The organism is Microbacterium lemovicicum, assembly GCF_003991875.1.
Classification (GTDB): Bacteria; Actinomycetota; Actinomycetes; order Actinomycetales; family Microbacteriaceae; genus Microbacterium; species Microbacterium lemovicicum.
In genome coordinates this window covers 361,833-388,354 of sequence record NZ_CP031423.1, presented here as the reverse complement: position 1 = coordinate 388,354, position 26,522 = coordinate 361,833, and the positions used below count along the sequence as shown (strand labels likewise).

Here is a 26,522-nt window from a genome sequence, read left to right as displayed (position 1 = left end):
GCCGCCGCATCCGGCAGCATCCGCCGCTCGGATCGACCCGCCATGTCAGCTCGCCGGACCGACGATGACCGCGGACTCCGGCGGCAGCACGGCCTCGCCGTCCTCGATGCGGGCGCCGTCCACCGTACGGAGCAGCACCTTGCGGCCGGGTGCGACGTCCCACGCGACCTCGCCCTCGGTGAGGTTGACCAGGATCGACAGCTCGCCGCGGCGCAGCGCGAACGCGCGGTGCCCAGGGTCGTCTCCACCGCTGTCGGCCGCGAGAGACTCCCAGGAGTGGTCGGCGAGCTCGGGCCGCTCGTGCCGGAAGGCGGCGAGCCCGCGATAGAGCGCGAGCAGGTCGGCGTGCCAGTCGTGGTCGGCCTCGTCCCAGTCGAGCTTCGAGCGGGTGAAGGTCTCCGGGTCCTGCGGGTCGGGGACGATCGACTCGTCCCAGCCCATCTTCACGAACTCCTCGATGCGTCCCTTCGCCGTGGCCTCGCCGAGTTCGGGCTCGGGGTGCGAGGTGAAGAACTGCCACGGCGTCGAGGCGCCCCACTCCTCGCCCATGAAGAGCATCGGCGTGCCGGGGGCGGTGAGAGTGAGGACGGCGGCCACCGCGAGGCGCCCCGGCGACAGCGTCTGGCTCAGCCGATCGCCGGCGGCGCGGTTGCCGATCTGGTCGTGGTCCTGCGCGAAGGTCACCAGCTGCGCCGGCGAGACGTCGGCCGGGATGGGTGCGCCGTGATCGCGGCCGCGGAATGACGAGAACGTGCCGTCGTGGAAGAAGCCCTTCGTCCACACCTTCGGCAGCGCGTCGAGCGCCGCGAAGTCCTCGTAGTAGCCCACGGTCTCGCCGGTCAGGGCGACGTGGACCGAGTGGTGCCAGTCGTCGCTCCACTGTGCGCCGAGCCCGTAGCCGCCGCGCTCGCGCGAGCGGATCAGGGTGGGGTCGTTCAGGTCGGACTCCGCGATGAGGCTGAGCGGACGGCCGAGCTCGACGGACAGGGCATCGGATGCCTCGGCCAGCTCCTGCAGGATGTGCGGGGTCCGATCGTCGTGCAGCGCGTGCACGGCGTCGAGGCGCAGACCGTCGACGTGGTGGTCGCGCATCCACATGAGCGCGTTCTCGACGATGTAGGAGCGGACGGCGTCCTCGTCGAGGTTCACCGAGTCGCCCCATGTGTTGCGGCTGCCCTCCCGCAGGTACGGACCGTACTCGGGCAGGTAGTTGCCGCTGGGGCCGAGGTGGTTGTAGACGACGTCCTGGATGACGGCGAGGCCGCGGGCGTGCGCCGCGTCGACGAAGCGCTGGTAGGCCGCCGGTCCGCCGTATGCCTCGTGCACGGCGTACCACAGCACGCCGTCGTAGCCCCAGTTCCAGACCCCGTTGAAGTCGTTGACGGGCAGCACCTCGACGTGCGTCACGCCGAGGTCGACCAGGTGGTCGAGGCGGTCGATCGCGGAATCCAGCGTGCCGTCGGGGGTGAAGGTGCCGATGTGCAGCTCGTAGACGATCCCGCCCTCGAGCGCACGGCCCGGCCACGCGGCATCCGTCCACTCGTGGGCCGCGGCGTCGAACCACGCCGACGTGCCGTGCACACCGTCGGGCTGACGGCGCGAACGCGGATCAGGACGCGTGTCGTCGCTCTCGCCCAGCACGAAGCCGTAGCGGTCGCCGTCGGCCAGAGCGACGTCGGCGCTCCACCAGCCGCTCTCCGCCGCGGTCAGCTCGACGTCCTCGTGGTCGGGTCGTCGCAGTCGGACGCGCTCGGCCTTCGGGGCCCACACCTCGATCATCAGTCCTCCGGGATCAGCAGTGCCACCGGGTACACCGACAGCAGATCGGACAGGGCCAGTCGCTCGCCCTCGTAACGACGACCGGTCAGCGCGTCGACGACGGGCGTGCCGTGCGTCAGCAGGACGGTGTCGTCCCATCCGCCGCGGGCCGCGAGACCGACGGGCAGACGCGTGGCGACCGTCACGGCTCCCCCGCGGTCGAACGAGACGACGTGAGCGGATGCCGCGCCCACGGCCGTCATCGGGATGTACCGGGTGAACAGCTCGGGGCGGTCGCGCCGCAGGCGCAGGGCGCGGGAGGTCACGAGGAGCTTCGCCGCCGCCGACGCGTCGACGGGGGGCAGGTCGCCGGAGGCGCGTGCCGCGTCGACGTCGGCGAGCATGCGCGCCCGCTGGTCGAAGTCGACCGCGCGTCGGTTGTCGGGGTCGACGAGCGACATCTCCCAGAGCTCGGAGCCCTGGTACACGTCGGGCACGCCGGCCCCGGTGACCTGCAGCAGCTTGGCGGACAGAGAGTTCGACCAGCCCGGCGCCGAGATCTCGTCGACGAAGCCGGCGAGCAGCGCGTGCAGCTCGGCATCGTCGAAGACGGCGTCGACCGTGCGGTGCATGCCGCTCTCGAACTCCTCGTCGGGATCCCACCAGTCGGTGGCCTCCGACGCTTCGCGCGACGCCTTCTCGGCGTAGGCGTGCAGTCGCTCGCGCGATGCCGGCCAGGACCCGACGACGGCCTGCAGCAGCAGGTTGTCGAAGGGGCCGTGCCCGGTGGTCGCCCGCGCGCGGGCCTGCTCCACGACCTCGGCCCAGCGGTCGGGGATCTCGGCGAGCACGTCGAGGCGCGCCCGCACGTCCTCGCCGCGCTTGGTGTCGTGCGTGGACAGCGTGGTCATCGCGTGCGGCCAGGCGGCGAGACGCACCTGGTTGGCGCGGTGGAAGTCGTCGACCGTCAGCGAGAAGACGCCGGGGTCGGCGCCCACCTCGGTGAGCGAGCCCAGCCGGGTCGCACGGTAGAACGCGGTGTCCTCCACGCCCTTCGCCATGACCGGTCCGGTCGTCTGCTGGAAGCGCCGCGACGCCTCCAGCGTCGGGTCGGCCAGCAGGGGCACGAGGGCGGCGATGGTGTCGGCGAGGTCGGGCCGGCGCTCCGCGGCCTCGGCGGCCGCGGCATCCAGGTGCTCGCGTCCGGCGGGCAGGTAGGAGCGGTACACCGGGAAGCACGTGAGCAGCTCGGCGAGGGCGTCGATGGTCTTCGCCTCGTCGGCGGGGACGCCGTCGAGGCCGCGGAGACCGCGCTCCAGCCGGCGGATCTCCGCCACCTGGATGGTGTCGGCGATCTTCCGCTTCGTGTCGTGGATCAGGTCGTGCCATGCGAGCGGCTCGGCGAGACCGGTGTCCGCGCGGAGGCGGGCGTCGAGGGCATCGAGGCCGTCTTCGCCGGCCGGGTCGATGAGCACGCGGTCGATCTCGGCGAGCGCGTCGTAGCCGGTGGTGCCGGCCGTCCGCCACCAGGCGGGGAGGTCCTCGCCGTGCTCGAGGATCTTCTCGCCCAGCACGTAGGCGTCGCCGGTCTTCTCGGCGAGCCGGGCGAGATAGGCGCCGGGGTCGAGAAGACCGTCCGGGTGGTCGACGCGGAGGCCGTCGGCCAGTCCCTCCTCGATCCAGCGGAGGATCTCGGCGTGGGTGGCGTCGAACACCTCGGGGAGCTCGACGCGCACCCCGGCCAGGCTCGTGACGGCGAAGAACCGGCGGTAGTTGAGCTCGGCCGCCTCGTCGCGCCAGAAGCGCAGCTCGTAGTTCTGCCGCGCGAGCACGGCGCGGACGCCCTCGGGCGTCGAGGAGTCCTCGCCGGGCGCGATGGACCCGGGGGCCAGCGGCAGCTCGTGGTCGAAGTAGCGGAGCGTGCCGAACGGCGCGCGCCGGGTCAGCTCGGGGTCGATGCGGATGTCGGCGATCGCCTCGTTGAGGCTCGCGCCGAGGAAGGGCAGCCGGATGCGGCCGTCGGCGACCTCCCAGTCGACGTCGAACATCTCGGCACGGGGCGAGTCGCGGCCGAGCGTGAGCACGTCCCACCACCACGGGTTCTCCGAGGGGGTCGCGACACCGACGTGGTTCGGCACGATGTCGATCAGGATGCCGAGCTCGGCCGCGCGGGCGGCGGCGGCGAACCGGTCGAGGCCCTCCGAGCCGCCGCGCGCGGGGTCGACGCGGGTCGGGTCGACGACGTCGTAGCCGTGGTCGGAGCCGCCCGCCGCGGTCAGCAGCGGGGACAGGTAGGCCCAGTCCACGCCGAGGTCGCGGAGGTAGCCGGTGACGGCGGCCGCGGCATCCAGATCGAATGACTCCCTGATCTGCAGGCGGTAGGTCGACGAAGGATGCCGCGGCATGCCGTCAGCTCCCGAGCTCGGGCTTGGGCAGCTGCGGGATGATCTCCGCGTCCGCCAGGGCCACCAGCGACGCCGCCACGGAGTGGTCGACCTCGGGCTCGGGCAGGTCGTGCTCGCGCAGCACCAGCATCGACTTGGCCTCCACGACCACGGCGTCGCCGGGACGGAGCGGGTCGGAGTCGGCGCGCTGACCTGCGGTGTCCACGACGATGTCCCACTTCGGGCTGAACTCGTCGGTCGGCAGGGCGAAGTCCACGGGCTCGTCGCCTGCGTTGAACAGGATGACGAAGTGCTTGTCGCTCAGCGGCTCCCCGCGGAAGTCGCGCTCGCGGATGCCGTCGCCGTTCAGGAACACGCCGATGGCGCGGCCGAAGCCGGAGTCCCAGTCCTCGGGCGTCATCTCGGAGCCGTCGGGGCGCAGCCACACGATGTCGGGGATCGGAGCCCCTTCTTCGCGGCGCACGGGGCGGCCGTTGAAGAAGCGGCCGCGGCGGAACGTCGGGTGGTCCCGGCGCAGACGCACGAGGGCGGCGGTGAACTCGAGGAGGGGCTGGTCGACGCCCTCCCAGTTCATCCACGTGATCTCGTTGTCCTGCGCGTAGCCGTTGTTGTTGCCGCCCTGCGTGCGGCCGAGCTCGTCGCCGTGCAGCAGCATCGGCACGCCCTGCGAGAGCAGCATCGTGGCGATGAAGTTGCGCTGCTGGCGGGCCCGGAGCGTCAGCACCTCGGGGTCGTCGGTCGGACCCTCGACGCCGTGGTTGCTCGAGCGGTTGTGCGACTCCCCGTCGTTGTTGTCCTCGCCGTTGGCGTCGTTGTGCTTCTCGTTGTACGACACGAGGTCGCGCAGTGTGAAGCCGTCGTGGGCGGTGACGAAGTTGATGGATGCCACGGGTCGGCGTCCGGAGTGCTCGTACAGGTCGGCCGACCCGGTCAGACGCGACGCGAACTCGCCGAGCGCCTGCGGCTCGCCGCGCCAGAAGTCGCGCACGGTGTCGCGGTACTTGCCGTTCCACTCGGTCCACTGCGGGGGGAAGTTGCCGACCTGGTAGCCGCCGGGGCCGATGTCCCAGGGCTCGGCGATCAGCTTGACCTGCGAGACCACCGGATCCTGCTGCACGAGCTCGAAGAAGGTCGCGAGGCGGTCGACGTCGTAGAACTCGCGCGCGAGCGTCGAGGCGAGGTCGAAGCGGAAGCCGTCGACGTGCATCTCGAGCACCCAGTAGCGCAGCGAGTCCATGATCAGCTGCAGCGCGTGCGGATTGCCGACGTTCAGACTGTTGCCGGTGCCGGTGTAGTCGGTGTAGTACCGCTGGTCGTCGTCTTCCAGGCGGTAGTAGGCGATGTTGTCGATGCCGCGCATCGAGAGCGTCGGCCCCATGTGGTTGCCCTCGGCGGTGTGGTTGTAGACCACGTCGAGGATGACCTCGATGCCGGCGGCGTGCAGCGCCTTGACCATGCCCTTGAACTCCTGCACCTGCTGTCCGCGCTCGGCGGAGGCGTAGGTGTTCTGCGGAGCGAGGAAGGCGATGGTGTTGTAGCCCCAGTAGTTGTGGAGCCCCTTCTCCTCGAGCGTGGAGTCGTTGACGAACTGGTGGACGGGCATGAGCTCGATCGCGGTGATGCCGAGCTTGCGCAGGTGGTCGATGGTGGCCGGGTGCGCGATGCCGCCGTACGTGCCGCGGAGCTCCTCGGGCACGGCGGGGTTCAGCTCGGTGAGACCCTTCACGTGCGCCTCGTAGATGACCGTCTCGGAGTACGGCGTCTTGGGCTGGCGGTCACCCGCCCAGTCGAAGAACGGGTTGATCACCACGCCCTTCATCATCGACGCGGCCGAGTCCTCGTCGTTCTGCGAGTCGGGGTCGCCGAAGTCGTACGAGAAGACCGACTGGTTCCACTCGATCTGGCCGTCGACCGCCTTGGCGTAGGGGTCGAGAAGGAGCTTGTTCGCGTTGAAGCGCTTACCGCTCTTCGGGTCGTACTCCCCGTGCACGCGGTAGCCGTAGCGCTGGCCCGGTCCGATGGAGGGGAGGTAGGCGTGCCACACGTAGGCGTCGACGTCGATCAGGGGGACGCAGGTCTCCTCGCCGTCCTCGGTGAAGAGGCAGAGCTCCACCTTCTCGGCGCCTTCGCTGAAGATCGCGAAGTTCGTCCCGTTGCCGTCATACGTTGCTCCGAGCGGATAGCTCGATCCTGGCCACGATTGCACTGTGTCTCCCTCGTAGAGTCCCGTCACCCTAGCCTGGTGGCTTTCCGCGCTGTTATCGACCATGCGTCGAGCGTGCTATGAAACATGAATCGTCCCTCGGGGACTTGACAACGCGCCTACGTCGCACCTCTCAGGGGGTGCACCAGCAGCTCGATGCGGTCGGTCAGATATCCCGCCAGCGGCACGAATCCTCCCGACGGACTCCAGCGGACGACCACCACCCCGTCGCGGACGTCGAGAGGGGCGGATGCCTCGCCCCGGCCGACGGCGGCGAGGTCGACCTCGTGCCACCCGAGGTGCACCGTCTCCCCCTCCTCGAAGCCGCCCCGGCGCGCGGCCGCGGCGATCTCGGCCCGCCGCCGCTGCGACTCGGCTGGGAAGCCGCGCCGCACCTCGGCGCGCGCCCGCACGATGTCGCCCGTCGCGCGCAGCGCGTCGTCGCTCAGCAGCAGGATGCCCAGGTGCCAGGCGCGCCCGCGCGGCACGACGCGCGGCGCCCGGGGGATCCCGAGGGTGCGCCGTCCGGTCTGCAGCTCGCCGAGTCCCTCGCGCGGCGCGTCGCGGAGGCGAGCACGGGCGTCGGCGAGCAGCCGGTCGAGCTCGCGGGCCGGACCGTCGGGCACGGAGGGGGTCGCAGCATCCATGTCTCGTCAGACCACATCCTCGACGATGGCGCTGCGGACGCTGGCGCGCTCGCCGCGCAGGCTCATCGCGACGAGCGGGAACACCAGCACCGACAGCATCCCGGCACCGACGAGCACGGAGGCGAAGGGCGACGTGATCAGGCCCTTCTGCACCGCGATGTTGGTCACCGCGACGATGATCGGCAGGCCGGTCGCGCCCATCAGCGCGATCGACAGGCGCTCCCGATGACTCGTACCGGCGGGCGAGGCGAGCACCGACGGCAGTCCGCGCACGACGAACAGGGCGAGCAGGGCGATCACCACGCCGGCGAGCAGGAGCGGCGCGGACGTGAGCGCGCTGAGGTCGAAGGTGACGCCGGTGTAGACGAAGAACATCGGCACGAGGAAGCCGAAGGCGACCGCCTCGATCTTGCTCTCGACCGCCTCGCGGTCGGCCGCGGGCGCCTCGCGCATCACCAGCCGCCAGACGATGCCCGCGGTGAAGGCGCCCAGCAGCATGTCGATGCCGAGGAACAGGCTGAGCGCGACGAGCACGGCGAGGATCAGCAGCACCACCCGCATCGCGAACTGGCCGGAGGTGTGCAGCGTCGAGGTCACGACGGCGTGCAGGCGGCCCTGCGGGGCCTTGACCGCCCACCAGACGGCGAGCGCGGCGATCACGGCGAAGACGGCCAGGATCACGGTGGCGAGTCCGGGGTCGCGGCTGCCGAGGAAGACCGAGATCGCGACGAGCGGTCCGAACTCCCCCACGGCGCCGACCGCACTGACGCTGAAGCCGAACGGGGTGCGCAGCTCGCCCGCGTCGCGCAGGATCGGCAGCAGGGTGCCCAGTGCGGTGGACGACAGCGCGACCCCGAGGACGATGGCCGAGTCGCCGGGCGCGATCAGCCAGCCGAGGGCCACACCCGCGATGAGGCTGATGAGCCAGCCGAGGCCCGCCCGTGCACCGGTGCGTCCGGTGAGGGCGGCGAACTGGATCTCGGTGCCGGCGACGAAGAACAGCATGGCGAGGCCGAGTTCGGCCAGCGTGCTCGCGAACGGCGACGGCTGCGCCCAGTCGAGCAGGCTCGGACCCATCGCGATGCCCAGCACCAGCTCGAACACGACGATGGGCACCGGCAGCCAGCGGCTGATCCCGCGCGAGAGCAGCGGTGCGAGCACGGCGACCAGCGGGATCACCAGGAGGGTGCTGAGGTCGGCCACGCGCTCAGGGTACCGATTCGGCGCGGGCGTCGGGGACGTGCTCCAGGGCCGGATGTGCGGTCCGGGCGTGCCGGGTGTCGGGAGCCGGATGTCTGGACTGCGCTGTTTCGCGGTTGAGGCGGCAGAACGTGTACCGGTCGTCGGGAGGTGGGCCGGCTGGGCCCCGGCGGACGCCCCACCCGCGCTCCTGCGTCGCACCCGTCACAGCGCTCCCGACGACCGGTGCGCGGAACCGGTGCCGCAGGGTGTCAGCGCGGCGCGTCGATCGCCTTCTGCGCCGCGTCCGACGCCTTCCGCGCGGCCGCGGCCGCTGTCCGCGCCGTCTCGTGCTCCGCGTCTGCCGCGGTCAGGTCGTCCTGCACCTGCGCCTCGTCCGCCTCGAAGCGCTCGAGCTCGGCGCGCAGGTCGTCGATGCGCTCGCGCAGGTGGTCGCGGCGCTCGCGGATCTTCCCGCGCCGCGCCTCGATCCGCGCGAGCTCGCGCTCGGCCTCGGTGGCTGCCCGTTCTGCCTCGCGGGCGGCCTTCTCCGCCGCCTTCCGGGCGCGCCGCTCGGCCAGGTCGTCGCGCGACGGGCGGGGCGCGGCTCCCGCGGGCGCCCCGGGCAGCGACCCGCCGACGGCCTCGGCCAGGGTCGCCTCGTCGGTGCCGCCGGGCTCCAGCGTGCGGACGAGCCGCCCGGTCAGCACGGCGGCGGCGGCCGCCGCATCCACCACGGCGGCGTTGATGGTCTTCTCGACCTCCTCGCGGGCGGCGGAGCTGACGCTGACGCCCTGCTCGTCGGCCAGCCGCACCGCCTCGGCGGCCAGGGCGCCCACGAGCGCGCGGCGCTGGCGTCCGAGGGCGGCCAGCTCTGCAGCATCCAGATCGTCCTGCGCCTCCCGGAGCGCCGCGGACAGCTCGACCGCCTCGGCCAGCTGCCCCTGCCGCGCGAGGAGGTCGACGGCCCACGCCGCGACGGACGGCTTGCGGAGCGCCTTCACCCGCGCGGCGAGCGCCCGCGGAGCCGACGACGCCCGCCCATTGCGCGCCGCCGTGAAGCCCTCGGGCGGCAGGGCGTAGAGCTCCGCGGCGATCTCATCGAGCGCGGCGTCGTCGCCGGTCGCGTCATCCTCGGCCTGCGCCATGGCCCCATTGTGCCGCGTGGTCCCGTGCTCGCGCGCGGCGTGAACGGTCGCCCGCGCGGCCGCCCCGCCCCGCCCGTGCCCGCCGGCCCGCGAAAGGTCGCAACACGCCGTGCGCGTCATCGTGCGCACGGCGTGTTGCGACGCCTCGGGTGTTCACAGTTGATGCGTCGCACCTCGCCGCGGTCAAAGCTCATCGCGAACGTCACAACCACCGCCCGCGAGACGTCGCAGCCACCGCGCGCGAAATGCGCAACCACCGTCCGCGAAACGTCGCAACACGCCGCACGCGACGTCGAGCGCACAGCGTGTTGCGACGTCTCGACGAGCGACGAGCGACGAGCGACGAGCAACCGCGCAACCGCGCGAGGACCCGCGCCTCAGCCCGCCAGCACCCGCGCGGCCTGGCGCGCAGCGCCGAGGGCGACGTACTCGCCCGGCTCGGGAACCTCGACGGGAAGGCCCAGCACCTGCGGGGCGATCGTGCGCACGGCCTCCGACTGGGCGCCGCCGCCGACGAGCAGGGCGCGCTCGAGCGGCACGCCGAGGCCGCGGAGGGCCTCGAGTCCGGCGGAGAGTCCGCTCAGCATCCCCTCGACGGCCGCCCGCGCAAGGTTCTCGCGCGTCGTCGAGGCCAGGGTCATGCCGGTCAGCGACGCGGTCGCGTCGGGGAGGTTCGGGGTGCGCTCGCCCTCGAAGTACGGCACGAGGGCGAGCCCGGCCGCTCCCGGCGCAGCGGCGAGCGCCAGGCGGCTGAGCTCAGCGTGGTCCACGGCGAGCAGGCGTCCGATCGCGTCGAGCACCCGCGCCGCGTTCAGCGTCGCGACCAGCGGCAGGAACCGGCCGCTCGCGTCGGCGAACCCGGCCACGGTGCCGGTCGGATCGATCGTCCGCTGCTCGCTCACGGCGAAGACGGTGCCGCTCGTGCCGATCGAGATGACGACGTCGCCCGGTCCGGCCTGGAGCCCCAGCGCCGCACCCGCGTTGTCACCGGCGCCCGGCCCCACGCGCCGGCCGGCGGCATCCTCGACCCACTCCTGCGGGCCGAGCACGCGCGGAAGGATTGCGTCGTGCCCGAGCGCTGCGGCGAGGAGGTCGCGGTCGTAGCCGCCGGCGCGGGGGTCCCAGTAGCCGGTGCCCGAGGCATCCGATCGGTCGGTCACGAGTTCCTCGAGCACGGGTCCGCGCTCGGACTCGCCCTCGGGACCGAACCCGCGCAGGCGCCAGGTCAGCCAGTCATGCGGCAGCGCGATGGCGGCGACGCACGCCGCGTTGTCGGGCTCCGCATCGCGCAGCCAGCGCAGCTTCGTGATGGTGAAGGATGCCACGGGCACGAGCCCCGTTCGCTCGGCGAGCTCGTCGGCGCCGAACTCCTCCCGCAGCGTCGCCGCGGCTCCGGCCGAGCGCGTGTCGTTCCACAGCAGGGCGTCGCGGATCACGCGCCCATCGGCGTCGAGCACGACCATGCCGTGCTGCTGGCCGCCGATCGACCACGCCTCGACGTCGGCGAGACCGCCGGCGTCGGCGATCGCCTCCTGCAGCGCGGTCCACCAGGCGGCCGGATCGACCGCCGTCCCGTCGGGATGCTGCGCCCGCCCCTGACGGACGACCGCGCCGATCGCGGCCTCCGTCCCCGGAGCCGTCTCGGCGATCACGACCTTGCACGACTGCGTCGACGTGTCGACACCCATCACCAGAGCCATTGCGCACTCCTTCGTCGGAACATCACCCACCCGTGAGACTGCACCCGGGAGGCGAGACCGAGGGGAATCCCCGCAGTCTCGCCGCTCCGCTGCAGTCTCGCGTCAATGAGCGAACGGATCAGCCCCGGGCGCCCATGAGGTGCTCGGTGGCCAGCTGCTGCAGACGGACGAAGCCGAAGCCCTTGGCGCCGAAGTACGTCGACGGGTCGAAGTCCTCGTACGCGGAGCGGTCCGCGAGGAAGTCGTCGTAGCTCTCGCCCTCGTTGAGGGTGGGCTGCGACAGCTCGTCCACGCGGGCGGCGGCGAGCGCCTCCTGCACATCCGGGTCGGCGCGGAACGCGGCGGCCCGCTCCTTCAGCAGCAGGTACATGCTCATGTTCGCCGCGGCGGAGTCCCAGACGCCCTGCTCGTCCTCGGTGCGCGAGGGCTTGTAGTCGAAGTGACGCGGGCCGTCGTAGGTCGGTCCGCCGCCGGGGGCGCCGTTCTCGAGCAGGTCGACCAGGGCGAACGCGTTGTGCAGGTCGCCGTGACCGAAGACGAGGTCCTGGTCGTACTTGATGCCGCGCTGACCGTTGAGGTCGAGGTGGTAGAGCTTGTCGTGGTACAGCGCCTGCGCGATGCCGGCGGCGTAGTTGAGGCCCGCCATCTGCTCGTGGCCGACCTCGGGGTTGAGGCCGACGAGCTCGGGGCGCTCGAGCGAGTCGATGAACGCGATCGCGTGTCCGAGCGTCGGCAGCAGGATGTCGCCGCGGGGCTCGTTGGGCTTGGGCTCGATCGCGAAGCGCATGTCGTAGCCCTTGTCGGTGACGTAGTCGCCGAGCAGGTTGACGGCCTCCCGGTAGCGCTCCAGCGCCTGGCGGATGTCCTTGGCCGAGTCGTACTCGGCGCCCTCGCGGCCGCCCCACATGACGAACGTCTTGGCGCCCAGCTCGGCGCCGAGGTCGAGCTGACGGAAGACCTTGCGCAGGGCGAAGCGACGCACCTGACGGTCGTTGGAGGTGAAGCCGCCGTCCTTGAAGACCGGTGCGGAGAAGAGGTTGGTGGTGACCATCGGCACGATGAGGCCGGTGGACTCCAGGGCGCCCTTGAGGCGGTCGATCTGCGTCTGGCGCTCCGCGTCGGTCGACTCGAAGGCGAACAGGTCATCATCGTGGAACGTCAGACCGTAGGCGCCGAGCTCCGAGAGCTTCTCGACCGCGTGGACGACATCCAGTGCCGGGCGGGTCGGGCCGCCGAACGGGTCGGCGCCGTTGTAGCCGACCGTCCACAGGCCGAATGAGAACCTGTCTTCGCGGGTGGGGGTGGGACCGGTGTAAGGCATTGTGGCTCCTTCGCGACATAATTGTTGCCTCTCACAACCTATACCACGCAGGATGCGGCGTCCATCTCCTACAGTGAACCCATGAGCGATGCGTCCCCGGGCATACCGAGCGTGCGCCAGGGCAACCTCGCGCGCATCCTCCGGCTCGTGCATCAGGCGGGCCCTCTCTCCCGCGCGGCGCTGACCGAGACCACCGGACTGAACCGCTCGACCATCGCCGACCTGGTCGGCGAGCTCACCCGTCTCGCGCTCGTGCGGGAGCATGCCCCCGACCCGTCTCGTCGCGTCGGCAGGCCGTCGCCCCTCGTCGCCGGCGACCCCGATGTCGTCGCGATCGCCGCGCACCCCGAGGTGGACGCGCTCACGCTCGCCGCGGTGGGCCTGGATCGCGGCATCCCCGTCCGCGAGCGCATCGAGCTCGACCACCTCCTCACGCCCGCCGAGACCGCGGAGCTCGTCGCCGAGCGGGTGGCCGCCTGGACCACCGCCGAGCTCGCGGGCGCGCGCATCGTCGGCATCGGCGTGGCCGTGCCCGGACTGGTGCGCAGCGCCGACGGCATCGTGCGCAGCGCGCCGCACCTCGAGTGGACGGATGCACCCCTCCGCACCCTCGTCGAGGAAGCCACCGGCCTGCCGACCTCCGTCGGCAACGACGCCAACCTCGGCGCGATCGCGGAGCACCTGTACGGGGCGGGCCGCGGTGCGTGGGACATCGTCTACCTCAACGGCGGAGCCAGCGGCATCGGCGGCGGGTTGATCGTCGGCGGCATCGCCGTCGGAGGCGCGGGGGGCTACGCGGGCGAGTTCGGCCAGAACCGGCCGGGCATCGCCGCCGACTCCGATCGCCGGGCCGACCACGGCGTGCTGGAGGACGAGGTGAGCCGCGCGCGCCTGCTCGAGGCGGTCGGCCTGTCGAACGCCGACGAGCCGACCCTCGCCGACGCCCTCGCGGCGTCGTCCGAGGCGGGAGTGCTCGACGAGGTCGGCCGCCAGCGCCGCATCCTCGCGACGGCACTGGCCAATGCCGTCAACGTGCTCAACCCCGGCGTCGTGATCCTCGGCGGGTTCCTCGCGACGATCGCCCAGCTCGACGGCCCGGCGCTCGAGGCCGACGTGCGCGCGCAGGCGATGGCCGCGAACGCCGAGACGCTCGACATCCGCACGGCGCTCCTCGCGGAGGACCGGCTGCTGATCGGCGCCGCGGAGGCGGCGTTCGCCGAGCTGATCGCCGATCCGCTGAACCGCGTGCCCGCCGCCCCCGCAACCCGGGACATCTCCATCTGACCGATCGCCGGGGGAATGCCCTCACCCGGCGGGCGTTGGAACGCCCCATGACCACAATCGGAATCATCGGAGCAGGAAACATCGGCTCGGCACTCGCGCGGGGCTTCGCCCAGCACGGCTACGACGTCGTCATCAGCAACTCGCGCGGGCCGGAGACGCTCGCCGATCTGGTGGCCGACATGGGCGACGGCGTGCGCGCCGCGACGGCGCAGGATGCTGCGGCCGCCGGCGACGTCGTCGTGGTGACCGTGCCGCTCAAGGCGATCGACGACATCCCCGTCGAGCCCCTCGCGGGCAAGATCGTGCTCGACACCAACAACTACTACTGGGAGCGCGACGGACGCATCGCCGAGCTCGACGAGAACCGCACCACGACCTCGCAGATGCTGCAGGAGCACCTTCCGCAGTCGCGCGTCGCCAAGGCGTTCAACCACATCATGTCGGCCGACATCCTCACCGACGGCTCACCCGCCGGCACCGCCGACCGTCGCGCGCTCGCCACCTCGAGCGACTTCGACGACGCCGCGGACCTCGTGACCCGCATCTATGACGAGTTCGGCTTCGACACCGTCAACGTCGGGCCCTTGGCCGACAGCTGGCGCGTGGAGCGCGACCGCCCTGCCTACGTCGTCCGCCAGAACGCGGAGGAGCTGCGGGCCAACCTGGCCCGCGCCGAGCGCTGACCGGCGCCGCGCAGCACGCTCAGGAGTCGGCCGGTCCGCCCGCGGCGGGCCGGCCGCTCCGCGTCCGCGGACGGCGCGGCAGAAGCTCACCGGCGACGATGTCGATGCCGGGGATCTGGTCGGCGACGGCGGACGCGTCGGGCGCGGCTTCCATCGGGGTTTGTTCGGCGTGTGGATCCTGCGAGCTCACCACAGCGCTCCCTCCTTGGGTCTCGGCTGACCACTCTGCCCCCCGCGTGTCGCGCGGTCAGCCCCTTGACACGGGGCGGCGAAAGGTGACGCCGCAGGCGACCCGCTATACAGTCGTTGCGTGGGCACCATCTACTACGGCGGATCGGCGACGCCGATCCACATCGAAGACCGGGCGCTGGCGCACCTGAAGGTCGTCATCGCCACCAAGCTGCGCCGGGGCGAGAGCTTCACCGTGTCATGGCGTCACCCCGACGATCAGCCGCGCGGGCGCAGCTCGATCTGGCTGCACGAGTCGATCCCGCTGCGGTTCGTCTTCGACGACCCGGAGCCGACGCTGCTCAGCCGCGAGTGGATCGAGGAGCTCTCCAACTCGGCGAACTCGTCGGGCGGCATCATGCTCGTCGCCGAGCACTTCGACGGCGCCGGAGCCACCGCGACCGACGGCGAACTCGCCCAGAACTGACGCAGCGCCGGGGAGGCTACTCCTCCGACGCGGGGCGGTCCTCTTCGGGCTCGGCGGTGACCGAGAGACCGTTCGGGCCGCTCGCGACCTGCATGAGGTCTTCGATCCACACGCGGTTGATGCGCGGCGGGCGGCTGCCGAAGAAGTGGAACTGCATCGGCACGGCCGGGTGCACCCAGAAGCTGCGGCGTCCTGTGCCGTCTCCGGGCTCGACGTCGAACATGAACGACTCGGATCGCCGCAGCTTGTTCATGATGACGATCCGCAGGTGTGCGAGCGTGCGGTCATCGATGTCGACGGAATTCGACATCGTGTCGTAGATGAAGCGACCCATGAGGGCGAGCCTAAACCACCGCGCTCCCGCTCCCCTGATGGCGCCGGGCTCACCCCTGCGCGGCGAGCGCCTCACTCCGCCAACGCAGCAGGAGCTCCCAGGGATCGACGACGCCGGCGCCCAGCGTCGCCACGTGCTCCCGGATCGGGTCGGACAGCACGAACCATTCCGTCCGCGCGAACCTGTCGGGTGCGAACTGCTCGTGGCGCGCACGCTCCCTGCGGCGGTCCCCCCGCTCGAAGGCCAGCACCTCGTCGTGCATGATCGCCGCGAACCGCTGGCGGGGGTCGGCGGTGGTGCCGATCTTCACCCGGTCGGCGTAGCGCAGGTAGTAGACGACATCGACGCGGGGACGCGGGAGATCGCCGTCGGGCACGTCGCCGTAGCGCCACTCGCAGACGGCGCAGAGCCAGCCCGAAGGCCACCGCACGCCGAGCCGCGAACCGCAGACGCCGCAGGGCGACGGCAGCAGGTCGGTCACCCCCTCCGCACGCCTCGACCAGTCGGCCGCGGCGGCCAGATGCCGCTCGCACAGGGCGAGCGGAGCATCCTGATCGACCTCGCCCCCGCAGTCGGCGCCGGCGGCGAGGCAGAGCTGCGCCCCGTCACCGACCACGGGGCGACCTCTTCACAGCGCGCGGAGCCTCTCGAGCAGCGGCCCTGCCGCCTCGTCGAGGAAGCGGTCCTGACCCTCGTCGCCCACCTGCACGACGGCCACGTCGGTGAACCCGGCGTCGACGTACGCCTTGACGGCCTCCGCGATCGCGTCGAGGTCGGGGCCGCAGGGGATCGCCTCGGCGACGTCCTCGGGGCGCACGAACTGGCTGGCGGCGGCGAACCCCGCGGGGGTGGGGAGGTCGGCGTTCACGGCCCATCCGCCGCCGAACCACCGGAACTGGTCGTGCGCACGGGCGATCGCGGCATCTTTGTCGGGGTCCCAGCTGATCGGGATCTGGCCGATCTTGCGCGAGTCGGCGCCGTGGTGCTCGTTCCAGCCGGACACGAGGTCGGCGTCGGGCTCGACGGCGATCGCGTGGTCGCTGAGCGGCCCGAAGCGGGCGATCGACTTCTCACCCGAGATCGCCACGGCGATCGGGACACCGCCCTCGGGGAGGTCCCAGATGCGGGCGGAGTCGACGCGGAAGTACTCGCCGTCGTAGGTGACGAGGTCGCCGGTGTGCAGCGCGCGGATGATCTCGATCGCCTCCTCCAGCATGTTCTGGCGGGCGTCCACCGACGGCCAGCCCTCTCCCACGACGTGCTCGTTCAGGTTCTCGCCCGAGCCGAGTCCCAGTGTGAACCGACCGTCCGACAGCAGCTGCAGCGTGGCGGCCTTCTGGGCGACGACGGCAGGGTGATAGCGCAGCGTCGGGCACGTCACGTACGTCATGAGCTCGACCGAATCGGTCGCCTGCGCGACCGCGCCGAGCACCGCCCAGGCGTAGGACGCGTGGCCCTGGCTGGTGAGCCACGGCGTGTAGTGGTCGCTGGAGACCTCGAAGTCGAAGCCGACCTTCTCGGCGGCGATCGCGTACCGCACGAGGTCCTTCGGGCCGCTCTGCTCGGTCATCAGGGTGTAGCCGAAGCGTGTCATGGTGTGTCCTCCCGACGCGGCGCGGTGCCGCTGGGCCCATCCTGCGACCCGTGGGCACCCGGGCCAGCCGCTTGACGCTCGACGTTCGCTGTGGCACGGGCCGTGGCCCACACCGCCCCCGGACTGTCAAGGGTGTTCGCGATCCGTGGGGTGCGGCGCACGGTGGAGCTGGGCTCACCGGCCCGGAGGGAGGCTTCAATGAGCGACGACGCTTCTGAGCCGTTCTCCCTGCGTCGCATCGCCGACGGGGAGTGGTTCATCGTGGACACGCGCTACCCGCCCGCCGACCCGCGCAACGTGATCGCCCGCATCGAACGGCAGGACGAAGCATCCGTCCGCCTGGTCTGGACCGGATCCGTCGCGCTGTCCACCGAATACCTCGACGCCGAGACGGCGCTGGATGACCTCCGCGACCGAACGCGTCGCCGCGCACGGTCGACCCGCCCCATTCCCATCCCCTCCTTCGCTCCCCCGGTGCGCCACCGGTCCTGATCACGCGGCACCGTCTCAGGTGACGCTTCGTGCCCTCTCACCTTCCCGGCAGCCGGAGTTCGCGTCAGGTGAGCGGTCGGCGACAGCGTCGTTCCGCTGCCTCTCGGTGTTCACCTGACGCGTGAGGCGACCTCGGCGGGATCGTCGCCGCCGTTCGCGCCAAGAGAACGGGGCGCCCGATCCGCCCACGCGGGGTCGCGCGTCACTACTCTCTGGAGGGTGAAGGATGCTGCGCACCTCGATCCCCTCCAGAACCCCGCCCTCACCGATGCCCAGTGGGAGCGTCTCCTCGCCTTCGGCGCGCCCCAGGACGTGACGGCCGGCGAGGACGTCTTCCGCTCCGGCGACGCCGACTACGACCTGATCCTCGTCGAGGATGCCGTGATCGAGGTCGTCCGCGACTCGCTGTGGTGGATCGAGGAGGCGGTGCTCGCCACCATGGGAGCGCGCACGTTCGTGGGCGAGCTCGGGCTGCTCAACGGGCAAGGGGCGTTCCTGTCCGCACGCGTGACGCGCGCCGGACGCATCCGTCGCGTGTCGCGGCCGCAGCTGCGGCGGCTGATGGCCGAGGACGACGAGCTCTGCGACCTCATCCTGCACGCGCTGTGGGCACGGCGCGAGGCGCTGCGCACCGGCCCCGCCGCCCTCACGCTCAAGTTCGTCGGTGCCGCGAACTCCGGCGACTTCCTCTCGCTGCGGCGCTTCGCCGAGCGTCTCGACCTCGTGCACACCGCGGTCGAGCTCGACGCGGCGGGAGCCGCCCAGTACTCGCAGACGCACGAGTTCGACCCCTCCGACCTGCCCATCGCGTTCCTGCAGGGCGAGGCCCTGCCGCACGCGACGCCCGGGCTCGTGGCCGAGCGCCTCGGCCTGAGCTACCAGGCGCACGCCGACGAGGTCGTCGACCTCGTGGTCGTGGGCGGAGGCCCTGCGGGTCTCGCAGCCGCGATCTACGGCGCGTCCGAAGGGCTCAGCACGGTGCTGCTCGATGCCGTCGCGCCCGGCGGACAGGCGGCCGCCACCTCGCGCATCGAGAACTTCCTCGGCTTCCCCTTCGGCGTCAGCGGAGGCGACCTCATCGGACAGGCCTCGCTGCAGGCGCTCAAGTTCGGCGTGCGCGTCTACGCCCCCTGCGAGGCGGTGCGGCTGCAGCCCACCGACGGCGGCCTCGACGTGACGCTGACCGACGGCCGCATCATCCACGCGCGCTCCGCGATCGTGACCTCGGGAGCCGCCTACCGCACGCTGCCGCTCGACCGGTGGTCGCACTTCGAGGGCGCCGGGATCTTCTACGCCGCCACGCAGCTCGAGCTGCGGCAGGTCGTGGAGTCGCCCGTGGTGGTCGTCGGCGGGGCGAACTCGGCCGGCCAGGCGGCGCTCTACCTCGCGGCGAACGGGTGCCCCGTGCGGCTCGTGGCCCGCGGCGGCGACCTCTCCGCGCGCATGTCGTCGTACCTCGTCGACCGGCTCGTCGAGGATCCGCGCATCGAGGTGCACACCGGCTCGCAGGTGACGGCACTGGAGGGCAGCAACGCGCTCGAGGGCGTGCGCATCGACTCGGTCGGCGACGTCGACGCGCGCGGACTCTTCTGCTTCATCGGGGCCGTGCCGGCCACGGGCTGGCTCTCGGACCTCGACCGCGACACCGACGGTTTCCTGCGCACCGGCACCGACATCGCCGCGCAGTCGCTCGAGCAATGGCAGCGCCTGGGGCGGGAGCCGCTGCCGTTCGAGACCTCCCTGCCGCGGGTGTTCGCGGCGGGAGACGTGCGGCGCGGGTCGATGAAGCGCGTGGCCGCTGCCGTCGGCGAGGGCTCCAGCGCTGTCGCGTCCGTGCACCGTGCCCTGGCCCTCGCACTCTGAGCCGACGGCTCCGGCGCGCGCGGTCTGAGCCGATCGGCCGGCTACCCCGGCGCGCGCGACCCTAGCCGGGTGACCGCGCCGATGCCAGGGCCGCGGCGAGACGGGCCTCCCGTCGGCATGGTGAGATTCCCGAACACGAGGAGACACCATGTACTTCCACCTCCAGCGCCTCATCAACCCGATCGAGCAGGACGAGCCCGACCCCGCCGCCGCCAACGCGCTGCAGGAGGGTCTCGGCGGGCAGTTCGGCGAGATGCGCACGATGATGCAGTACCTGTTCCAGAGCATCAACTTCCGCGGTCCGGAGGGCAAGCCCTACAAGGACCTCATCCAGGGCATCGGCACCGAGGAGATCGGTCACGTCGAGCTCATCGGCACGACGATCGCCCGTCTGCTCGACGGCTCGCCCGCGTACCAGGGCAAGCCGACCGATCCGATCGACCAGCCCGGCGCCGGCGGCGCGGTGCCGCTGAACATCGCACTGGACCACAGCAACATCCACCACTACCTCGTGGGCGCGCAGGGCGCTCTGCCCGTCGACGCGGCCGGCAACCCGTGGAGCGGCAGCTACGTCTACAACTCGGGCAACCTCGTGCTCGACCTGCTCTACAACCTCATGCTCGAATCCACCGGGCGTCTGCAGAAGTGCCGCCTGTACGAGATGACCGACAACAAGACCGCGCGCTCGACGATCGCCTATCTGATCGTCCGCGACCAGGCGCACGAGAACGCCTACGCCAAGGCCCTCGAGACGCTGGGCGTCAACTGGCGCGGCACGCTTCCCATCCCGAAGACCAACGCCGAGCAGTTCCCCGAGGTGAAGCGCCTCGTCGACCTCGGCCTGCAGAGCAAGCAGTACTCGTTCGACCTCGACAACCAGTCCGAGGCCGGTCGCATCTTCCAGGGGTTGTCACCGTCGGGCGACGGCACCGAGCTCGATGCGAGCGAGCAGGCGCCCGAGGGTGCCCCGCTGGAGATCGCCCCCGAGCGCCGCGAGGAGTTCTCGCCCGGTGCCGACGAGGAGCTGATGGCCCTCATCCAGGCGACCGCCGAGATGGAGATGGCCGACATCGACGCCACCTTCGGTCGCATGAGCTGACGGAGCGGATGCCGCGGCCCCGGGACGCGGCATCCGTCGCCTCATGCCTTCGTGAGGTTGGCCGAGGCCCACGTGCCCAGCTGCTGGAGCAGCGGCACGAGGTCGTGGCCGCTCTGCGTGAGGGCGTAGGCGACGGCTACCGGCGGACCGGAGTCGACGGTGCGCGAGACCACACCCGCTTCGGCGAGCTCCGCGACCCGGTCGGAGAGCATGGCGTCGCTGATGCCGGCCACCGCACGTCGCAGGGCGACGAACGAGAGCGGCCCGGGTCCCAGCGCGTCGATGATCATGCCGTTCCAGCGCTTGCCGAGCAGGGAGAACGCGAGCACGACGGCGGCATCGCACGCGTGCTCGGCACCGCCTCCGTCGACCATGCTTCGATCATACGGTGCTACTGTCTGTCTAGTCGCTTCACTTTTCATAGCGACTATCGAAGATTGGAGCCCCGATGTCCCTGTTCCGCCTGGATGCCAGCATCCTGCCCGCGACGTCCGCCAGCCGTTCCCTCGCCGACCTCGTCGAAGAGCAGTGGACGGCCGCCCACCCCGACGCGGGCGTCGTCCGTCGCGACCTCGCCGCCGACCCCGTGCCGGCCACGGCCTGGCAGAACGCGGTCACCGGCGGATTCACCCCCGAGGCCGACCGCACCGAGGAGCAGCGCGCCGCCACGGCGCTGGCGACCTCCTTCGCCGACGAGCTGATCGATGCCGAGGCACTCCTGTTCGCCGTCCCCCTCTACAACTACGGCGTCTCGCAGCATTTCAAGACGTGGTTCGACGTGGCCTACACCGACCCGCGCATCGACCCGCAGGGCACCGCCCTCCGCGGCAAGCCCGCGACGCTGGTCACCGTGCTCGGCGGCAACTACAGCCCCGGCAGCCCCAAGGAGGGCTGGGACCACTCGACCGGCTGGCTCCGCCGGGTGCTCGGAGACGTCTGGGGCCTCGACCTCCGCGTCGTGCAGCGGCCCTTCACCCTCGTCGGAGTGAACCCCGCGCTCGACTCCTTCACCGAGGTCGCCGCCGAGCTCAAGCACGAGGCCGAGCAGGGTGCGCGCCGCTCCGGCCGCGAGCTCGCCGAGTTGCGCGGAGCCGGCCCGGCCGCCTGACGACCCCTGGCTGCCGGGGCTCGGACGCCCCGGCAGCCGGCGCAGCTTTAGCTAAGCGGGTTAGACATGACTGGTTAACCCGGCCGGTGCGGTAAGTTGACGCCGTGGGGCGATTGATTTACGGCAGCAGCAACCAGTCGTTCGATTTCGACGACCGGCTCCTCGCGCACCTGCGCGTCGTGTTCATGAACAAGCTGCGCCGCCGCGAATCGTTCCTCTTCAACACCCCGCCCACCGACGGTCTCGGCACGCGCGCCCTCTGGGTGGCGCCGGCGGTGCCGCTCGTCTTCCACTTCTACGGCGGCCGCACCCCCTCCCTCAACGGGGCGTGGATCGACGCGCTCATGAGAGAAGCCGGGAGCGTCAACGGCCTGACCGTCCTCGACGAGCCCCCGCGGCCCGGCCCCCGTGCCGCCTAGAAGCGGCTCAGCGGCACTCGTCGTCGACGGCCTCGATGACGTGCTCCAGGAAGCGCGCGACGGCCTCCACCATCTCCGGCGACATGTCGACGGCGAACGTGCGCACGGCCGCGGTCAGCGGGTCCAGGTCGTCGACATCGGTGGAACGGTCGAAAGGCACGACGAGCTTGCTGCGACCGTCGCGCGGGTTGGACGCGAAGGCGATCATCCCCCCGGCGTGCAGACGGTCCAGGATGCCGCTCACGGCCGCCGTCGAGATCTCGAGGTGCTCGGCGATCGCCGTGGGCGTCACGTCCTCGCCCGCGTCCGAGCGCTCGTAGACGTACCGCATCGCCATCCGCGCGTTCTCACTCGGTCCGCAATGGGTCTGGCGGCGCCGGGCGAGCCGCGCCTCCGCGAGTCGAAGGCGCTCCACACCCCGCGACACCCGGTCATCGACGGTGGTCAGCTGTGAGGTCATGGTGAACGTCCTTCTTCGCGAGCCGGCGCACCCGCGCGACAACTCTAGTCATGCCGCCTCCTCACCCGGCGCGGGCCGTGTGGAAGAATCGACGCAGGACGGACGAAGGAGCCGATTGACCGATCAGCGGGTGCATCTGACCCTCAGCGACTCCGAGATCCGACGTCTCGAGGATTGCGCGCGCGAACCGATCAGAACGCCCGGCTCGATCCAGGCCCACGGTGCCCTCCTGGCGGTGGAGCCGGCATCCCATCGCATCGTCGCCCTCAGCGAGAACTGCGCCGACCTGCTGGGGCTCGCGGGCCCCCTTCTCGGTCAGCCGCTGTCCACGGCCGTCGACGCGGAGCTCGAGCAGAGCCTCCAGGCGATGCTCGAAGACCCGCGGGCGGCCAACCCGATCACCTTCGCGACCGACGCCGGGCTGTTCGACGCGATCGTGCAGCCCTCGAGCGGATTGATCCTCATCGAACTCGAGCCGCGACGGCAGCTGCCGCTTCAGCAGCTGGCGTCCGGGCTGTACGCGATCAGCCACCGCCTCGCCGCCATCGACGACGTCGACCGGCTCTTCAAGGAGACCGCGCGCGAGCTGCGCGCGCTGACGGGCTTCGACCGGGTGATGGTCTACCGCTTCCACCCCGACGACCACGGAGAAGTGGTCGCCGAGGCGCGCGCCGAAGACATGGAGCCGTTCGAGGGACTCCACTTCCCGGCATCCGACATCCCGGCACAGGCGCGCCGGCTGTACATCACGAAGCTCTCCCGCGCGATCGTCGGCACCACGGGCGCATCGTCGCCGATCATCACCGTCGGCGGTGAGTACGCGCCGTCGGCGCTCGACCTCAGCCCCGCCGAGCTGCGCTCGGTCTCACCCCACCACCTCGAGTTCATGCGCAACATGGGCCAGGAGTCCACGGTGTCGTTCTCGATGGTCACCGACGGTGTGCTCACCGGGATGATCACGTGCGCACACCGGACGCGGCACCAGCTGCCGTTCATCCAGCGACGCGGCATCGAGGTGCTCGCGAACCAGGTGGCTCTGCAGGTGCGGGCGCTCGAGCAGGTGCGGCGGCTCAACCGGCAGGTCGAGCTTCGGCGCACACGGGCACAGCTCCTCGCGCAGATCGCCGCCACCGACGACATCGCCGGAACCCTCGTGCGCGGCGAGGTGAGCGTGCGCGACCTCATCTCGTGCGACGGCGTCGCCGTGCGCGTCAACGGACGCACGCGCGTGGTCGGCGACACTCCGCCCACCGCCGAGCTCGAGGGGCTGCGCGCTCGGCTCGACGCGTCGAAGGAGTACTCGTTCATCTCCACCGACGCCCTCCACCTCGACCGGCCGTACTTCGCGGAGGTGGCCCCGTCCGTCACCGGCGTGCTGATGGTGCCGCTGGGCGGGGCCGGCGACTACATCGCGTTCTTCCGCAACGAAGTGCTGCTGGACATCGATTGGCTCGGCGACCAGACGAACGCGAACCGGCTCACCCCCCTCTCCCCGCGCATGTCGTTCTCCGCGTGGACCGACAGCGTCGCGGACACGGCGCCGGCGTGGGGCGAGCTCGCCGGAGAGGCGATCGACCTCGCGCGCGACCTCGAGGGCGCCCTCCTGCGCCGCGTCGAATCGGAACTCGCGCATCTCGCGATGTACGACCCGCTGACGGGACTCTCGAACCGACGGGGGATGCTGGACCGCCTCGAACTGGCGCTGCGCGATGACGCCCCGTCGTGGATCCTCACTCTGCTCTTCATCGACCTCGACGGCTTCAAGTCGGTCAACGACACCTTCGGGCACGACGTCGGCGACGCGCTGATCTCGCTGATCGGCGAGCGCATCGTGTCGGTGGTGCGCGCGCAGGACACGGTGGCTCGGCTGGGCGGCGACGAGTTCGTCATCCTGTGCCAGCACATGGACCGCGAGGCGGCCGAGCACGTGGCGGGCCGCATCATCGAGGCCATCGCCGAGCCGGCGGCGATCGACGGATCGGTCGTGACGGTGACGGCATCCGTCGGCATCGCCGTGACCGACCGCCCCATCGAAGCGGCCGAGCTGCTCCGTCACGCTGACGAGGCGATGTACCGGGCGAAGGTGTCGGGCAAGAACCGCGTCTCGGCCTGAGCGGGCTTCACTCCGAGCCGCTCAGCTCGGGATCGCGCTCAGCGTGTGGTCGTCGGCGACGTCGAACAGCCACTCGTCGACGGCGTCCGTCGCCTCCTCGGTGAGCGAGTGCGCCCAGCGGGTGCCCACGCGGACCTTTCGCACGATGCCGGCATCGCGCAGCTGCTCCAGGTGGAACGATGCCGAGAACCGGGAGATCTCGGCACCCTCGGCGATCTCCAGCACGCCGGGAGCGGATGCTGCGGCTCGGCCCTGATCGCGGGCGTCGGCGAGCAGCGCGACGATGCGCAGCCGGGTCGGGCTCGCCAGCGCGGAGAAGATGGCGGCGAGTCGGTCGAGATCGTGCATGGCCGTCCTTCGGGGATCGCTCCGGGTCCGGCATCGTCGCCGGGAGGCCCTGTGGGCTCAGAGTATGACGGCGGGGCGGTGTGCTCGAGTCGATCGCCGGCGCAAGAACAGGCATTCTTGACCGGGGCTCAAGAGATCCTCGCCCGGCCTCGATTGGCGGGCATGTCTGCTCTGGCGTAAGCTCGTCGGCGGTGACGTGTCCGAGCGGCCGAAGGTGCAACACTCGAAATGTTGTGTAGGTTCACCCCTACCGTGGGTTCAAATCCCACCGTCACCGCCATCATAGAAGCCCCGCAATCCCTTGTCTTGACAGGGATCGCGGGGCTTTTTGGTTCAGCTCGGTTGGCCATTTGCCCACAATTTGCCCACATTCTCAAGACGTCTGGTCACGAAGACTCTCCAGCTCCTTACGACGTATGCGCCGGACCACTTGGGGGTGCACCACGGGTGGAAGTCTCCGAGCCACTGGCAACTTTGTCGGAGGTGTTCCGACGAACGGGCGCTCGCCAAAATCAGAACGTCCCCCAGTCGAATTCAGGTGGGCGGGGTGTGTTGCCTGCTAGGTGCTGAGGGCGCCGCGCAGTTCCCCTGAGCGCCTACCGCACACGTTCGTCAGAGCACACGAGTCAAGGGGGTATCGCGGGACGCGAAGAGGCCAGTAGCTTCTAGGCGTCTGATCGAGTCGGCCGAGACCCCGCTGGTGGCGGGCTCATCGTGAGCCGGTGAGCCCGCCGGCCTCCCCATGCTCAACCTCTTACGACGACGCCTGCGAAAAGGGTGCCGAGGACAGGGGCCATCAACAGGCAAGGCCAATCGCGTCGCCCCACTATCGGCGATCTGGGTATTCCATCGCCCAATCCGCACGGGAGCACGGTGCCGCCTGGTCGCCGAGGGCGTACGTCGGCTTCAGGTCAGGTGTCTGACGAAGAAAGCGCCTGCTGCTTGCTCTGCGTGTGGAGGGACGCCGGCGTGTCCGCCCATGTTTGCGGTCAGGCTCTTGTCTTTCGAGCCGAATGCGTCGAACAGATCTAAAGCCATTTGCCGGTCGTTCCCTTCGTCGTCCCATTGGAGGAGTACGTGAAGCGGGATAGTGACCCTGCGAGCATCTTCCAGGATGACGCGGGGTATGTAACTCCCCGCGAACAATCCAGCCGCGACGATGCGTGGTTCCACCAGCGCGAGCCGGACGCCGATTGAGATGATTCCTCCCGAGTAGGCGACTCGTGCGGCGATGTCGGGGAGTGAGAGGAGCGCGTCGAGGGTTCTCTGCCATTCGGGGACCGCGGCCTCGACGATCGGCAGGATCAGCCGGTCGACGATGTCGTCGTTGACCGGCTCGCCCGTTTGCAGGGTGCGCCGCAGATCGGCGCGAGCCTGTTCGGCGATGGTCAGGGTCGGTCGGTCACCACTCCCGGGGAGTTCGATGGTCGCCGCTGCGAACCCGTTCGAGACGGCTTGCCGAGCTCGGGCGGCCAGCCGCGGGTACATCCGCTGAAGCCCGCCGGGATGTCCCAGCAGAATCAGCGGGACCGGTGCCGAGGGGTGTGTTGGCCTCCAGAGGACGCCCGGAATGTCGCCGAGCATGAACTGGTGTTCGATGACCCCATCGCGGGGTGTGGCTTCTGAGAAGAAGTGCATGGTCGTGCCTTTCGGGATGCGCATGGAGGGGCGCTCCCGGGCGACCTATAGCCCGACCGTGACTCCTGTGA

Annotated in this window: 25 protein-coding genes and 1 tRNA gene; 10 read left to right on the top strand and 16 right to left on the bottom strand. The window is 71.0% G+C overall.

Annotated elements, in window-relative coordinates:
• Positions 1–45: 45 nt before the first annotated feature.
• The 8 genes from treZ to xylA form a co-directional block, all read right to left on the bottom strand.
• A complete protein-coding gene (gene treZ, locus CVS47_RS01825; protein WP_127094556.1) occupies positions 46–1,779 on the bottom strand; it encodes a malto-oligosyltrehalose trehalohydrolase in 1,734 nt (577 codons plus the stop codon).
• On the bottom strand, positions 1,779–4,163 hold the full coding sequence (gene treY, locus CVS47_RS01820; protein ID WP_127094555.1) for a malto-oligosyltrehalose synthase: 2,385 nt from the start codon (positions 4,161–4,163) through the stop codon (positions 1,779–1,781). The genes treZ and treY overlap by 1 nt, the downstream gene beginning before the upstream one ends.
• A 4-nt stretch (positions 4,164–4,167) precedes the next feature.
• Positions 4,168–6,369 (bottom strand): glycogen debranching protein GlgX, encoded by a 2,202-nt coding sequence (glgX, locus tag CVS47_RS01815; protein WP_127094554.1) that lies wholly within the window; start codon positions 6,367–6,369, stop codon positions 4,168–4,170.
• A 116-nt stretch (positions 6,370–6,485) separates the two neighbouring features.
• Positions 6,486–7,013 carry a glutaminase gene (locus CVS47_RS01810; RefSeq protein WP_127094553.1) on the bottom strand — a complete coding sequence of 176 codons (528 nt, stop codon included), beginning with the start codon at positions 7,011–7,013 and terminating at the stop codon, positions 6,486–6,488.
• Between the two features lie 6 nt (positions 7,014–7,019).
• Positions 7,020–8,216, bottom strand: a complete 1,197-nt coding sequence (locus CVS47_RS01805; RefSeq protein ID WP_127094552.1) for a cation:proton antiporter — start codon at positions 8,214–8,216, stop codon at positions 7,020–7,022.
• Between the two features lie 248 nt (positions 8,217–8,464).
• On the bottom strand, positions 8,465–9,340 hold the full coding sequence (locus CVS47_RS01800; RefSeq protein WP_127094551.1) for a transposase: 876 nt from the start codon (positions 9,338–9,340) through the stop codon (positions 8,465–8,467).
• Between the two features lie 377 nt (positions 9,341–9,717).
• Complete coding sequence (locus CVS47_RS01795; protein ID WP_206502713.1) at positions 9,718–11,040, bottom strand: xylulokinase; 1,323 nt, start codon at positions 11,038–11,040, stop codon at positions 9,718–9,720.
• A 118-nt stretch (positions 11,041–11,158) separates the two neighbouring features.
• Positions 11,159–12,361 (bottom strand): xylose isomerase, encoded by a 1,203-nt coding sequence (xylA, locus tag CVS47_RS01790; protein ID WP_127094550.1) that lies wholly within the window; start codon positions 12,359–12,361, stop codon positions 11,159–11,161.
• 81 nt (positions 12,362–12,442) lie between these two features.
• On the opposite strand from xylA, the gene CVS47_RS01785 reads away from it, so the two are divergent.
• Together CVS47_RS01785 and CVS47_RS01780 are read left to right on the top strand one after the other, a co-directional pair.
• Positions 12,443–13,645, top strand: coding sequence for an ROK family transcriptional regulator (locus CVS47_RS01785; protein WP_127094549.1), 1,203 nt, complete (start codon positions 12,443–12,445; stop codon positions 13,643–13,645).
• A 47-nt stretch (positions 13,646–13,692) separates the two neighbouring features.
• Entirely contained in the window at positions 13,693–14,328 is a 636-nt protein-coding gene (locus CVS47_RS01780) for an NADPH-dependent F420 reductase (RefSeq protein ID WP_127094548.1), read from the top strand.
• A gap of 19 nt (positions 14,329–14,347) precedes the next feature.
• Here the strand turns inward: CVS47_RS01780 and CVS47_RS16980 are convergent, their stop codons facing one another.
• Complete coding sequence (locus CVS47_RS16980) at positions 14,348–14,482, bottom strand: hypothetical protein (RefSeq protein ID WP_277600953.1); 135 nt, start codon at positions 14,480–14,482, stop codon at positions 14,348–14,350.
• A gap of 156 nt (positions 14,483–14,638) precedes the next feature.
• Here CVS47_RS16980 and CVS47_RS01775 point away from each other — a divergent pair, with 156 nt between their 5' ends.
• Positions 14,639–14,983: a DUF7882 family protein gene (locus CVS47_RS01775; protein WP_127094547.1), complete on the top strand. Its 345-nt coding sequence runs from the start codon at positions 14,639–14,641 to the stop codon at positions 14,981–14,983.
• A 16-nt stretch (positions 14,984–14,999) separates the two neighbouring features.
• Here CVS47_RS01775 and CVS47_RS01770 read toward each other — a convergent pair whose 3' ends face one another.
• Genes CVS47_RS01770 through CVS47_RS01760 form a run of 3 tightly spaced genes read right to left on the bottom strand, consistent with a single transcriptional unit; the run spans position 15,000 to position 16,911 of the window.
• Positions 15,000–15,317: a DUF7882 family protein gene (locus tag CVS47_RS01770; protein WP_127094546.1), complete on the bottom strand. Its 318-nt coding sequence runs from the start codon at positions 15,315–15,317 to the stop codon at positions 15,000–15,002.
• 49 nt (positions 15,318–15,366) lie between these two features.
• Positions 15,367–15,933, bottom strand: a complete 567-nt coding sequence (locus CVS47_RS01765) for a GIY-YIG nuclease family protein (protein ID WP_127094545.1) — start codon at positions 15,931–15,933, stop codon at positions 15,367–15,369.
• 12 nt (positions 15,934–15,945) lie between these two features.
• Positions 15,946–16,911: an LLM class F420-dependent oxidoreductase gene (locus CVS47_RS01760; RefSeq protein WP_127094544.1), complete on the bottom strand. Its 966-nt coding sequence runs from the start codon at positions 16,909–16,911 to the stop codon at positions 15,946–15,948.
• Positions 16,912–17,109: 198 nt separating this feature from the next.
• Here CVS47_RS01760 and CVS47_RS01755 point away from each other — a divergent pair, with 198 nt between their 5' ends.
• The 3 genes from CVS47_RS01755 (at position 17,110) to CVS47_RS01745 (ending at position 20,365) form a co-directional block, all read left to right on the top strand.
• Entirely contained in the window at positions 17,110–17,403 is a 294-nt protein-coding gene (locus tag CVS47_RS01755; protein ID WP_127094543.1) for a hypothetical protein, read from the top strand.
• 219 nt (positions 17,404–17,622) lie between these two features.
• Positions 17,623–19,266 (top strand): FAD-dependent oxidoreductase, encoded by a 1,644-nt coding sequence (locus tag CVS47_RS01750; RefSeq protein ID WP_127094542.1) that lies wholly within the window; start codon positions 17,623–17,625, stop codon positions 19,264–19,266.
• Between the two features lie 148 nt (positions 19,267–19,414).
• Positions 19,415–20,365 carry a manganese catalase family protein gene (locus tag CVS47_RS01745; RefSeq protein ID WP_127094541.1) on the top strand — a complete coding sequence of 317 codons (951 nt, stop codon included), beginning with the start codon at positions 19,415–19,417 and terminating at the stop codon, positions 20,363–20,365.
• A gap of 41 nt (positions 20,366–20,406) precedes the next feature.
• Here the strand turns inward: CVS47_RS01745 and CVS47_RS01740 are convergent, their stop codons facing one another.
• Positions 20,407–20,739, bottom strand: a complete 333-nt coding sequence (locus CVS47_RS01740; RefSeq protein WP_127094540.1) for a winged helix-turn-helix transcriptional regulator — start codon at positions 20,737–20,739, stop codon at positions 20,407–20,409.
• 74 nt (positions 20,740–20,813) lie between these two features.
• Between CVS47_RS01740 and CVS47_RS01735 the strand changes: the two genes are divergently transcribed.
• Together CVS47_RS01735 and CVS47_RS01730 are read left to right on the top strand one after the other, a co-directional pair.
• On the top strand, positions 20,814–21,473 hold the full coding sequence (locus CVS47_RS01735; RefSeq protein WP_127094539.1) for an FMN-dependent NADH-azoreductase: 660 nt from the start codon (positions 20,814–20,816) through the stop codon (positions 21,471–21,473).
• Between the two features lie 104 nt (positions 21,474–21,577).
• Positions 21,578–21,892, top strand: a complete 315-nt coding sequence (locus CVS47_RS01730) for a DUF7882 family protein (RefSeq protein ID WP_127094538.1) — start codon at positions 21,578–21,580, stop codon at positions 21,890–21,892.
• 7 nt (positions 21,893–21,899) lie between these two features.
• On the opposite strand, the gene CVS47_RS01725 is transcribed toward CVS47_RS01730, so the two are convergent.
• Complete coding sequence (locus tag CVS47_RS01725) at positions 21,900–22,352, bottom strand: MarR family winged helix-turn-helix transcriptional regulator (RefSeq protein WP_127094537.1); 453 nt, start codon at positions 22,350–22,352, stop codon at positions 21,900–21,902.
• A 115-nt stretch (positions 22,353–22,467) separates the two neighbouring features.
• On the opposite strand from CVS47_RS01725, the gene CVS47_RS01720 reads away from it, so the two are divergent.
• Entirely contained in the window at positions 22,468–24,465 is a 1,998-nt protein-coding gene (locus CVS47_RS01720) for a bifunctional diguanylate cyclase/phosphodiesterase (RefSeq protein ID WP_164734582.1), read from the top strand.
• A 21-nt stretch (positions 24,466–24,486) separates the two neighbouring features.
• On the opposite strand, the gene CVS47_RS01715 is transcribed toward CVS47_RS01720, so the two are convergent.
• Positions 24,487–24,813 (bottom strand): ArsR/SmtB family transcription factor, encoded by a 327-nt coding sequence (locus tag CVS47_RS01715; protein WP_127094535.1) that lies wholly within the window; start codon positions 24,811–24,813, stop codon positions 24,487–24,489.
• Between the two features lie 190 nt (positions 24,814–25,003).
• On the opposite strand from CVS47_RS01715, the gene CVS47_RS01710 reads away from it, so the two are divergent.
• Positions 25,004–25,093 (top strand) — tRNA-Ser (locus tag CVS47_RS01710).
• 626 nt (positions 25,094–25,719) lie between these two features.
• On the opposite strand, the gene CVS47_RS01705 is transcribed toward CVS47_RS01710, so the two are convergent.
• Positions 25,720–26,475 (bottom strand): alpha/beta hydrolase, encoded by a 756-nt coding sequence (locus CVS47_RS01705; protein WP_338142378.1) that lies wholly within the window; start codon positions 26,473–26,475, stop codon positions 25,720–25,722.
• Between the last annotated feature and the right edge of the window lie 47 nt (positions 26,476–26,522).